The sequence below is a fragment of the Bacillus cereus group sp. BfR-BA-01356 genome, assembly GCF_022663635.1.
GTDB lineage: Bacteria > Bacillota > Bacilli > Bacillales > Bacillaceae_G > Bacillus_A > Bacillus_A cereus.
Window position 1 is genome coordinate 15,591 of sequence record NZ_JAKUFX010000080.1, and the last position, 11,674, is coordinate 27,264.

Genomic DNA, 11,674 nt, shown 5'->3' on the forward strand with positions numbered 1-11,674 from the left:
TAATTAGTAGTACTCATCCTGTATATGATCAAAGAGTCCTTTCTTCATGCAATACGCAATGTAGGCATTAAAGCGTGGTGTTTTTCGATAACCACCGCTTGTTAAAAGAATCATCCTCATTTTCGCTAATTGATTTACGATTGCTTTCGCTTCTTCTTTATCGATAGAAAGCATCGCCTCAACATCACCAAGTCGTAAATACTTCTGCTGAGCGAACAGTTTGATAAACTCATAGAATTTCATTTCGCCTGTTAATGTATCGATTTTCTTAAGATCTGCCGTAAACTTCTGGTATCTTTCTTCTGTCATCTCTTCTTCTTTTATTGCTAAACGAGCATAGTAATTTAAGCCGCAACCTGGAGCATTGTATAAAGCTTTTAAATACTCCCCAATAAACTCAACGTGTCCCGGCCAAACTTGAATTCTTTCGCCTGATTCATCAACTGAATGCGTAAGAGCTGCAAGTGCAACTGCTAATCTTGCTACTTTATTCCGCTGATCTGAAGGAGAAACAAGTGGTATGTCATTCGCATTTCCATATACTTTCGCAAGGTCTGTCGCAACCTCCAGTACTTTATCAATCGTACCGTCTGTAAATAGCACGTCCTCCGGCTTACGTGACCAAGCATATAAGATGTTATTTTTCAAAGTATCCTTCTGTATAATCGATGGATACGTAGCAAGCGTTTGGTTGTACAACTCAGGATCCACATCACTCGCTCTCATAAAAACTGCAAAGTCAAAACGACGTATATCCTCGTTATTGAAAATATCTTTTAAACTTTCTGCGCCTTGAGAGTAATCAGCAAGTCGTTTCCCTTTCGGTACGTTCCCTGACATGATGGCACGTACTCTACAAGGTGTTTCAGCTGTTACAGCTCGTTTTACTTCCAGCTTCCCGTCAGAACGAGCAAGCGTCATTTCACCATAATCATCTTTCGTAATACCTGTATCTTCATCGATCCAAATCATTTCTTTGTCCGCTAACGGCCATGCCCCCCAAACGATGTACCATGCACCTTGAGCACCTGACTGTTCCATTTTGTACGTTAGACCTGTACGAGAAGTACTTTCCGCATTCACTCGTGTTCCAAGTCCTGCATATTTCATTACTTTTTCAATGAGCGCGGACTTACCAGTACCTGTATCACCAACGATTTTCAATTCCACCCAACCACGTAACGGATTTAAATCCCACGGTACTTTAAAACGTAAAACACTATGAAGTGTTAGCAATACTGCAAGTAATGTCTCATCACGTTCTACGATGTGTGTTACGTTGTACGTTAAATCGTTACAAATTGCTCCTAGTTTCTGTTCAATTGATTCTGCTGTATAATCTGCCGGCTGAAATGTTGCTAAATCTTCTTTCACTTGTTCATTTAGCTCAAAACTTTCAACCACATCCTGAAGCGGTACCGCACTCTTTACAAGTAGTGTTGACTCCTGATTCTTTGGATGTGGGTATACATAACCTGTTAATTCGTAGTACTTATTCTCACTTACGTTTAGTCCATTTACGGCGTACACTTTTCGTAGTACATAATTCCCTTTATGCTGCTCTTGCTTTTCGTCACCTTCTTCAGCCATCGGGATTACAAGCAACTCTTCAACGTTCATGTTTTCTAAAATATCGGTATTGTATTTCGGACAATTTGGAATGCCTGATATTTCTCGTAAAATGCCTTTTATATTATCGTCACCTACACCTGTCATTTGAATAACTTCCCGATCACTTACGCCCAGGTCTTTATATCCTGTGTGTGTATGGATGTCGTATAGAGGGCAATGTACCTTTTTACAACTTTCTCTGCCCCAGCAATGGTACTCAATGTTTTTCGGAATGATATAAGGTGTATGCTTTTTCCCTGCAACCATGACACGTGTTTTTACAAGCTTTCCAGTAAGATCCGCATTACCTGTCTCTGCTAGATGAAGTAACTTTGCATTCTCTTCTTCCTCAGCATTCTTTTTAATGCAGTGACACATATCACCAGCACACGCTACACGTTCATAATCTTTGCTTCCCGGTTTCTTTTCGCCATGTAGTGAACGAATAAAAGCGCAACCAAATTTGTATGTATTATCACCGCTGTATACCGCATCGATAACACTTCTCGTATTCGCAACACGCTGTTGCTTACCATACTCGTTATCCTCAGATGTAAATTTAAGCACCCAGTCTTCCAGCTCTTTCATTGTTTCTTCTCTCGTGTAGCCAGCGTCTTTGAAGTAACATGCAAGCTGTACTGTTGCCTGGTTTCGGTCACCGTCTTTTTTCCATCCACCATTTAAAATATCAACTACACATGCCGGTGGTTTATCTTTCTTAAACTGGAATTCTTCTTTCGCATACTTACGAGCACTCGTTGCTGCAGCTTGTTCATATTCTTCTGTCTTATTTATTAGTAAATACCCTGTACGAGGTCTGTATTTCATTGCCTTTTTACGTTCTTCTGCCGTATAAGGTAGATCGTCAGCATGTCTTGGTGATTTCGCTAAATCTTTAATTTCTTCCAGTGTTAATTTGTTTAACTCATTTACACTAATTTCTGTTTTAAATAGGTTTGTTTTTTGATGCATACTGTTCGGTAAACGAATCATCCGCTTTTCTGTATACACCACAAGGTCTAGTGACGTGAGTCCCAGCCTATGTACTAAGTACCCAGCCATATGTTTGAAGATTTTATGAAGGTCGTTTCTCGGTTCAATACCGAGCGCATCGGAGCTTATTAAGATGTGGAATCCTTTTGATCCAGAAAAGTAAATCCACATATCCGATTCACGAATGTCCATTTCTTTCGTAAAAAATTCCACCAGCTTGATTGCATCCTTTTGGCTGACTGATGGGTCTTCCGCATGGTCAAGGTCAAAATATAGGGGAGCAATAAATGCCTCCCCCTTTACTTTTGTGTCGTTCGCAAATCGTTGAACTGTAGCAAAGCAATTGAAATTGAATGCCTCTCCCGTTTGGAATTGCTTCACTTCAGAGGAAGGGATTCGTTTCCACGGAATGCTTCTACCGTTCTGATTGCTGTACCATGCGTCTACATATTGATACTCACTTGTTTTGTCTTTCTTTTTTGCCATTTGTAGACGCCCTCCTTAATTATTCTGAAGCTTTTTCTGCTTGTTCTGTTTCTTCTACGTTAATTCCGTAATCTTCTGGTTTAAATACACCTACAGGCTGGAAGTCGATACCGATCCATTGGTTACTAGCGTTTGTACGACTTTTACGTTCTGTTGTTACTAAGCGTGTAACAATTTTATTGACACCTAATTTAGACGGAACACCTAGCGCTTTATATTTCCCTGTATACACATTCATCGCAAAACGACCGTAAATAATTGTGTCTGTTGGGCTAAAGCTCATTAAGTAGATACGAGGGAAGTCGTCTGGGCTTAACGTTGATACTGGTACCACTGATGCCATATAACGAAGCTGAATATCATCTAATTCATAGCGTTCCTCAGCTTGTGGGTTTTCAGCTAACCATTGATTGAATACAACTTCCGCATCTTCTTTTGTTTTTTCCGCCACGATCAACTGACCATCTTCAGGAGAATCTTGTTTCCCCCATACAGACCAACGTTGCTCACCGTATCCAATAACTACATCAATATTGTCGCCGTACATTACATTTTCATCATCTTTTTCTACGAAATTCCCTTTCTTGTTAACCGTTAACCACTCGCCCATACGGACGAAATCCATATCAAGACCGTTATTCGCTTCAACGAATCCCTGCTTTGTTTCTTCTAAAATTGCTGAAATATAATTGCTGCCATCGTTTCTTTTCGCCACCGCGTTATTTTGTACCACTACTTCATTTTGATTTGTTTCTTGTGTCATTATTTTTTCCTCCCGCGCCCCTGTAGGCCATGTTTTTTCCATGCTTTTCGTTTTGCTTGGCTTTTCTTTTTTCGATAGGTTACTTTTCTGTTATACGAAATCTCGTAATCTTTCGAATCGTATTCCGGAACCTCAACCATTATCGGGATTCCTCGTTGAAGAGATAAACTTTTACCGGATCCTCTTGCAAATACCCTTATCACTTTTTTAACGATTTTTTGACCTGTTTCTTTCAAACCCACTTACTTCACCTCTTTCGCTGAAGCAATTAGTTCTGTGATTTCATAAAGTGCACCCACATATTCGTACTTTTCCATCGTTATCCCCCCTTTCACCAAGGCATGTCATTTAAGAAGTTAGCCACTGTATCGCGTTCTGTTTTCGGCTTTCTTGGTACCGTTAACCCGATTCTGCTGTATACTTTCCTACGGCTGTGATATTGGTCCTTAAATACTCCAACATTGTAGTCAACGTAATCGAACCAGTATGCTTCTTTATCCGGATTGTTTCGATCAGGACGCATAATACGTCCAATTTCCTGCTCTACCGATGAGCCGCTATTGCTCTCCCGTGAATCACCACGTTTCGGCATTACCATGTGACCAACTGCTAAATGCTGCATGTCCAGTCCTTCACGCGCTAACTGAGTAGCAAATAAAATATCTACTTCTTTTCGGTCGCAAGCTTCCAAAATGTCTTTACGTTGCTGCTTTGTCACTTGCCATTGGCGAATTTCTTTTTCTGAATACTGAGCAACCTTTACCTGCCAACCGTACTTACCCTGCTTTTTATCTACCGCATGACCAGTATCGATAAGCTGCTGTGCATATTTTTCATTTTTTGCTTTTCTCCAGGTGTAGCGACTAATACCTCCGTGTACTACAGCTGTTCTAACATCGATACCGAATCTTGCTTTTGCCATTCGTTTTACGAGTTCTTCAAGTACGAAACAGTAGCGAACTGATTCTGTTATAACAATGGATGGCCCTAAACTTGCAGACTCAACAATATTCTCAGCAACTAACTTCGCACGCTTTTTATCAGAAATGAGGTGCCTTATTAGATCTGTGTAATCAAGATCTTCTCCACCAGCATCCACACTATCAATCTCGTTACGGTTACTTGCCGTCTCGTAATTGAACTCGGTATATACGAATTTCACTGTCGGTTTTACCAGTCTCCCAGCTTCATACATTCCATCTCTGCTAATCTCATACACTTTTGGACCTACACCGTTGTACATATAGATTTCTAATCCATCTTTTCGGGAAGGTGTTGCGGTGAGACCGATCACATTTTCAGCCGTTAACTTCCCAGCCGTTTCAATGAATTGTATTGCTGGAAAGTGATGGGCTTCATCCACTACTACCGTCCCGATAAAATCATTTAGTGCATCGATTATTTGTGGATTTCGCTGCAAGGTTTGTACTGTAGCAACGATTAGTTTACCGTCTCCCCAGTCATGTACACCGTCACCGAAAAAGCCGATACGACCGATACCAGGCATTGTATCCTTAGCTCGCTTTGCGGATTGATACATTAAGTCTTTTGTATGCGTAAGCCATAATGCTGCTTTACCCTTTTCGTAAATGTAGCGCATGCCCATTACGGTTTTACCTGAACCAGCCGGTGCTACACCTATTCCGTTTTCTTGCATAAGTGCTTCAACCATCGGTGTCTGGTCCTCTTTTAATACAAACCCGTCATCCCATTCCCCGAAACTAACATCTCGGCCATATGAAATCTGTGAGGTAATAACTTTACTTGGGTCGTAACCTAAGTTTTTCAGTACCTCTTCTAGCTTTGACAAGAAACCTCGAGGCGTAACAATATCGCCTCTGTCCTGTACAAACAATTCAAGTTTTGCTTGTACACCCCATGTAGGTCTACGTTGCTTTTTTGCTTTCAAATACGCTGGATTATCAAATGTTAGCGCCTTAGTAATTGCCGCCTTAAGAGGTGTACTAGCACCTCTTATTCGGATGTTGTGTTTTACAAAGATTTGTAGCAAGTGAGCACCTCCGATAGATCGTAAGAAGGTTCATGGTATGTAAGTCTTGGAAGTGGTAAACAGGGAACCGTCTGACTTTGAAATTCTTCAAGTTTTATATGGTTCACGTTTCGTTTTTTCATATGAATAAGAGATGTAATAAGTCTGAACGCATAAGCCTCGTCAAGCCCTTTGCTATCATTTAGAAAACTGATAAACACTAAACCTAAATTTCTATCAATAATTTGATCAAAATCCCGTAGCCCGAGAATCTGATTCGGTCTCATATAATCTAGTGAAAATCTACGACTCTCTGTACGTTTCATTTCAGCTAATATATTTACTTCAGGTGTTATTACAATCTCGTCACCTGGACGAGTTGCACCTGCACCATCTGCAATTCTCATACGCCATACATTCGGAATTTCTCTCCAGCTTCTTCTGATTTCAGCTTGGAAATCATCCCCACGTTGCTGACGTTCACGCTGTTTATTTCTCATTGCTGTTTGTTTTGGATCCATAGCAACCTCCTATGCCAAAAACTTCAGTAGATTCGCTTGTACATAAGCTTTTGCTTTTACAAGATCCGCTGATTCTTTAGCTGTTTCCCAAGCATCTTTTGTTTGATAAATTTTGATATCAATGGACGCTAACTCTTGCTCTACGTCTGTAAGTTGTTGACGTTCTTCTTTGCTGTAATGCAGGCGGTACGCATCACGTAACGTATCATTCGTGAGAGCCACTTTTTGATCATTCACGTAAGCGTATTGGTTACGTCCCTCACCTTGAATTTGCATAAATGCCTCTGCTTCTTTTAGCTCTACTGCAGTTTTCAGCTTCACTTTTTGCTTAATTAGGTCTGCTTTTTTCCCATAAGCTTCTTCACGTGCTTTACCTTTTTCAAGAACATCCTGTACTGCAGCATCAATTTGTTGTAAGGATGCTTGTAATTCAAGTGGATCTAATACTCGAACATAGTCAGTCGGTACTTTCTTACCTAAAATTTTTGTTGCCGCTGCAAGTAGCTTTTCTTTCCCATGCTCCTCTTGTAAACTAAGAATTTCATTATTTAATTCAGTCATTTTCTGGTCCCACCTCACATTGAATTTTTGGTAGTTCTACTACTAACTTTTTAAGCGTCACGTGCTCTTTAACAATTGAGTCAATTGTTATGTTCATCGTTTCTACTCGATCATGTTCCTCTTTGTTGTAACCAGCTACACTTATCATCAACGGTGAAAACTCTATTACTACAGCATTCCAATCATGTTTATTATTACTATAGTTAGGGCGTCTAAACGGGTTACCACTTGTGACCTGTACCGCCGTACCTTCGCCTAGTTCATTCTCATCAAACTGCGGTTTGTTTACAATCATGTTCGTAATCCCTCCTTTGCTTCCGCTATTTTCGTTAACGCTATTTCTACTACATCCGGATTAATACTTTCTGTCTCAGCAATACTCTCAACAATCGTATTAATATCGACTAGCACATCTTCCCCTGTTTCCGTTTGAATTAATGAGGCAAACTCTTCCATCGCATACGCTCGTTTCTTCTCAGCTTCAATCCGGCTACGGTCAAGTACTTCTTCACCAGGTTTTGCACTTTGAAGCGGAATCCGTTCTAAATCAAAAACACCTGGTGATTTTACATCGATAAGAAGAACTTGTATTGGTCTATTAATCTCAGCTTCCGAAGCCGATAAACGTGTGATACTTCCGATATTCGCAAACACTTTTCCATCCGAACGCTCGTAAACACCAAAACCTGTATGATCGTGGCCACACAAAACCAAATCCGCATCTGTTTTTACATCTTGTACTTTTGTGTACCGATCAAAAGGTGGATCATGGTCAAGTAACATACCGTGAGCTACATGTATTTTAGTTGACTCATAATCTTCAGTAACTTCTGGTGAATAACCATAACCAGCTTTATCAATTTGATCACTGTACGGTGTAAATGTTAACTGGACGTGATTACCGTCTTGGTGAAACATATGAGCTTGCCCAGGATCATTAATGACTGTAAGCTGCGGGACGATTAACTCCAGTACTCTAAGGCTTGTTCGTTCATACGTTGCAAGATTGTAGCCGTAAATATCGTGATTACCAGCTGTTGTATAAATTGGAACTGGACTCTCTTTCAATACCTTTGCGAATTCTAGTAACACGCTTGTCGTAACCTCAGGCCTATCAAACGTATCCCCAGGTTGTATAATTGCTGTCACACCTTTGTATTTAGCTAGTGCGAAAATCTCACGGAACTTCGCAATTAAAGCCTCTTTGTAGTTATCCTTACGATTACGAGGGTTTGTACCTCGTATATGTGGATCACCGAAATATAGAAACTTCATACTCTCACCTCTGCTTTTTCGTGCTTCGCGTAACGTTGTATCTAAAGTAATTCCACCTTCAACAATGTGGTGCATCAGTGAAGGTTACTTGATTCTTTTTTCTTGATAACTTGTTTTGTGATTTCACCTGTCTCAGCATCTAACGTCAAATCATCTTCACCGTTAACACCCAATTCAGAATGAATGTCAGCCCATACTGCATCGTGCCATTCCTCTAATCCTTTTGTTGCATTTTCTAATTTCTTTTTATATTTTTCTTTAATTGGTTCAAGTTCAGTCTTTAATTCCTTAGCTACAACTTCCTTAATAGCTTCCGTTTCTTTACGAATTCTACGTAACTCGCGTACTTGTTCTTCAGTTGCTTTACCTACAACTTCCTCTGTCACTTCTACACCTGCAACCGTTGCAGCTAATTCTTTTACTAAGCACTTAATACACATATCCAAATCTCCCTTTCTATAAAGCAGTTACTATGCTTTTTCCTTGTTTTTGAGTCACACCAAGTGCTACGTCACCTATCTCAGCTAAATGAGTACTGTGCGTAATTAAAATGATTTGACGTTTAAATTTCGTACTATACTCCTTCAAGAAATACGCCACATTTGGTGCGTATTCTTGACTCACGTGCTTTCCAACCTCATCTAAGAATAACGGTCCTCTTACACCACTAATTTCTCCAACAGCCAATCTGAGCGCTAAACTAACTACGTCTGCTACACCACCACCGCGATCATAATCAGGCGGCTTTAATTGTGTCCGTACATCCTCAGACTGTAGCCAATACTCTGCTACCGGTTGATTACCTTTTACGGCAATTTCAATTTCGAATCTGTAGTCTTTATCGAATACAACTGTAAGAGCTGACGTAACAATTTCTTCTATACGACGTTTTGCTTGCTGCCTTGCATAATCACTTGTCTTTTGAAGAAGAATTTGTACTAAATCAAACTCCCCAAGTTGCTCCTCAGCTTTTGCTTTTCTTACTTCTGCGCTTTTTTGTTGCTTAACTAATAAATCACGTTGACCGATTTTCATTTTCAATTTATCGCTTGCCTGACGGATATCCGCTCTTGCTTTTAGAAGCTCGTACATAAAAGTAGCCTCCTTATACCTGCCGGATGAGTCGTTCTACATGCTCCAGGTTTTCTTTAACTGATGTATCAAGCTTATTGATTTCTTCCTGGATCGTTTCAGGCGTTACCCCGTACCGCGCCATTTGTTCAGCGATTTCCGTTAATTGCTTTTCAGCTGAAGACTTTTCCGCCTCTGCTTGGATTTTTGCTGTTTCTGCTTTCTTTAAATTTGCTTTTGCAATTTCAATACGTTGTTTTAATTCCATTACTCATTTCCCCCTTCAAGTTGTTTTGATAGTAAATTTTGTAGCTCTGATTCAAGAAACTTCTTTTGATCTCTTAAACAGGCCAACACAGTTGGTCGGATAGCAAAATCAATACTCTTTTCTCCTATACTTTCTGATTCACTCACTAATAAATTCTCATTAAATTTTTTATGAAATAGTGAGACTTTTAAAACATTAGATGTATCGTCAAAAGCTTCAATAACCTCATTAATTTCCATTAATGAATTATTCAGCCTCTCAGCTGTTTGTAAAAACTCGCTCATTTTTTCCGTATCAATCACCACTAATCACCCCTCAATGAGAATGTTCAAAAGACATCGGCGATTCGCATAGCGGACAAACTCCACCAGCCTCGTTCCATGTCTCTTCCAATTCCTTTGTGTAATTTTCAATGTGCTTTTCATATAGTTCCAATGTGCTTGTACTATGACGTACTCTTTGATGCCAGATCATATAGTTTCGTAAAAACTCTTTTAATTCAGCTAAATGAGTGACATTATTCTCAGTATTAGCAATCTGTATTACCACTTCTTTCGGAACATTTAAATGTTCCGCACGACTTGTCCATCTCATATAATAGTTGTGTATATTCTGGTATTTTTGTAAGAGCACACTTATTTGACTTAGTTGTGTAATACTTGTTTCGCATTCTTGTAGTTGATCTGACGCATTACCAGGTACAGATAACCTTTCTACATCCTTACTTGTTTTTTCGTAGCCTTGTTTAACCACGCTATGTTGTACATAGAGTTTCTTTAACTCATCCGTTTTCTTTACTTCCTCTTCAATCACAGCTACATTAATGTTTTCAATTACAGTCAACCTCTCGACCTGTAATTGAGCTTCTTGTAATACTTGACTATACTTCTTATAGTTTTGTGATAAGATAGAAAGCAAAGAATATATTTCTTCGGATTTAGTAGAATCTTGTAACAAGTTACTTACTTCTACTAATCCATCAAATTGTTTTAATGTTTCAGTCAATGTCTTCTTGGCGGTGGACAGTGACTCGTATCTTTTTTGTAAGTCCAGTAGTGTTTGCAGACGCTGCTGGTCTTTTTCTGTTTCTTCAAGTATTTGTATAAGAACCGGCACTTTTGAGAGTCTCTCATCCTCAACAAACGCTACACGGAATTTTTCAAATGCTATCTGTTGTTGAGTTTGTAGTTGCTGCAGTACATCTTTCTTTTTATGCAATTCTTCTACATGTTCCATCAAACTTTCAGCTGTTTTTAACTGCTGTACTTTATCATCCACATCCAAGTACTCGAGTAAGTTACCTGCTAATCTCTCAATTTCTTTTTCAGCTAGTAACCTCTCTTGCCTTGCTGCGTATGTATCTTTTGAAACACTTTTTACCGCGAGATCGACAGCTTCTGTTCCTGCTAACTTACCTAGAACTTTCGCACCCGATGACGGTGTCTCACTTATTAAGAAAGGTGCTTCAAGCTGGAATGCAAAGTTTAAAGCAGTAACAAAATCCCCAAATGTTTGCTTTGTGATACCAAGTAATTGTTTTACTTCTTCCGGTACCTCTGACTTCTCAAATACACTTCCTGCATCACCTGGATCCGTTTGGATTCTGTACGATGTTTTTCCTTTTCTACGGTGCTTTGAAATAATAATGCCGTTATCCATGTGAATCGCTACAGTAGCCTGTCCCACTGATTCGTTTACGAAAGCCTCACCTTGAGGTTCGTTAAATGCTACCCAGCGAACTGCTCGTATAATGGATGTTTTACCACTATCTGATGGTCCAGTAATTACATTCAGTCCGTTTCCTAAATTAAAGTGGCTATTTGTATGTGACTGGAAACCTTCTACGAAAATCTCGTTAATGTTGGCCAACACGTTCACTCCTTTCCGTTAGCTTTAACATGGTGTTTACTGCTTGTTCTTCTGAGCCATTCTTGAAGTAATTTTTACTTTCGCAACATACAGCTTTTACGTCTTTTGCTTTTACTAATCGAGTCGCATAAGTCACGTACCGTTGCATGTGTATCACCTCCTCGTATGATTAAGTTAGGTTTTTTAGGGACGGGATGTACCTATAAACCCAAGAGTATCTATTTTTATGAGATACTTAAATTTGTAGATAGAGTGTTGCCGACCAC

General features: G+C 39.6%; 14 protein-coding genes. All 14 read right to left on the bottom strand.

Going from position 1 to position 11,674, the window contains the following annotated elements:
- Positions 1-3: 3 nt before the first annotated feature.
- Positions 4-3,090 (bottom strand): DNA primase small subunit domain-containing protein, encoded by a 3,087-nt coding sequence (locus MR168_RS22245; protein WP_242291488.1) that lies wholly within the window; start codon positions 3,088-3,090, stop codon positions 4-6.
- Positions 3,091-3,109: 19 nt separating this feature from the next.
- Positions 3,110-3,853, bottom strand: coding sequence for a hypothetical protein (locus MR168_RS22250; RefSeq protein WP_242291489.1), 744 nt, complete (start codon positions 3,851-3,853; stop codon positions 3,110-3,112).
- Positions 3,853-4,095 (bottom strand): hypothetical protein, encoded by a 243-nt coding sequence (locus tag MR168_RS22255; protein ID WP_000523223.1) that lies wholly within the window; start codon positions 4,093-4,095, stop codon positions 3,853-3,855. The genes MR168_RS22250 and MR168_RS22255 overlap by 1 nt, the downstream gene beginning before the upstream one ends.
- An 89-nt stretch (positions 4,096-4,184) precedes the next feature.
- Positions 4,185-5,762 carry a DEAD/DEAH box helicase gene (locus MR168_RS22260; protein WP_242291492.1) on the bottom strand — a complete coding sequence of 526 codons (1,578 nt, stop codon included), beginning with the start codon at positions 5,760-5,762 and terminating at the stop codon, positions 4,185-4,187.
- An 83-nt stretch (positions 5,763-5,845) separates the two neighbouring features.
- On the bottom strand, positions 5,846-6,364 hold the full coding sequence (locus MR168_RS22265) for a M48 family metalloprotease (protein WP_000371314.1): 519 nt from the start codon (positions 6,362-6,364) through the stop codon (positions 5,846-5,848).
- 9 nt (positions 6,365-6,373) lie between these two features.
- A complete protein-coding gene (locus tag MR168_RS22270) occupies positions 6,374-6,925 on the bottom strand; it encodes a hypothetical protein (RefSeq protein ID WP_000137796.1) in 552 nt (183 codons plus the stop codon).
- Entirely contained in the window at positions 6,918-7,220 is a 303-nt protein-coding gene (locus tag MR168_RS22275; protein ID WP_000636793.1) for a hypothetical protein, read from the bottom strand. Before MR168_RS22275 ends, MR168_RS22270 begins: the two co-directional genes overlap by 8 nt.
- Positions 7,217-8,275 (bottom strand): metallophosphoesterase family protein, encoded by a 1,059-nt coding sequence (locus MR168_RS22280; protein WP_000546453.1) that lies wholly within the window; start codon positions 8,273-8,275, stop codon positions 7,217-7,219. Before MR168_RS22280 ends, MR168_RS22275 begins: the two co-directional genes overlap by 4 nt.
- A complete protein-coding gene (locus MR168_RS22285) occupies positions 8,275-8,640 on the bottom strand; it encodes a hypothetical protein (RefSeq protein ID WP_000334956.1) in 366 nt (121 codons plus the stop codon). The genes MR168_RS22280 and MR168_RS22285 overlap by 1 nt, the downstream gene beginning before the upstream one ends.
- Before the next feature lie 16 nt (positions 8,641-8,656).
- Positions 8,657-9,292, bottom strand: coding sequence for a hypothetical protein (locus MR168_RS22290; RefSeq protein WP_000273133.1), 636 nt, complete (start codon positions 9,290-9,292; stop codon positions 8,657-8,659).
- Positions 9,293-9,305: 13 nt separating this feature from the next.
- Complete coding sequence (locus MR168_RS22295; RefSeq protein WP_242291490.1) at positions 9,306-9,539, bottom strand: hypothetical protein; 234 nt, start codon at positions 9,537-9,539, stop codon at positions 9,306-9,308.
- Positions 9,539-9,841, bottom strand: coding sequence for a hypothetical protein (locus MR168_RS22300; RefSeq protein WP_000567354.1), 303 nt, complete (start codon positions 9,839-9,841; stop codon positions 9,539-9,541). The genes MR168_RS22295 and MR168_RS22300 overlap by 1 nt, the downstream gene beginning before the upstream one ends.
- 13 nt (positions 9,842-9,854) lie before the next feature.
- Entirely contained in the window at positions 9,855-11,411 is a 1,557-nt protein-coding gene (locus tag MR168_RS22305; RefSeq protein ID WP_242291491.1) for an AAA family ATPase, read from the bottom strand.
- Complete coding sequence (locus MR168_RS22310) at positions 11,395-11,556, bottom strand: hypothetical protein (protein WP_001190219.1); 162 nt, start codon at positions 11,554-11,556, stop codon at positions 11,395-11,397. Before MR168_RS22310 ends, MR168_RS22305 begins: the two co-directional genes overlap by 17 nt.
- Positions 11,557-11,674: the final 118 nt, after the last annotated feature.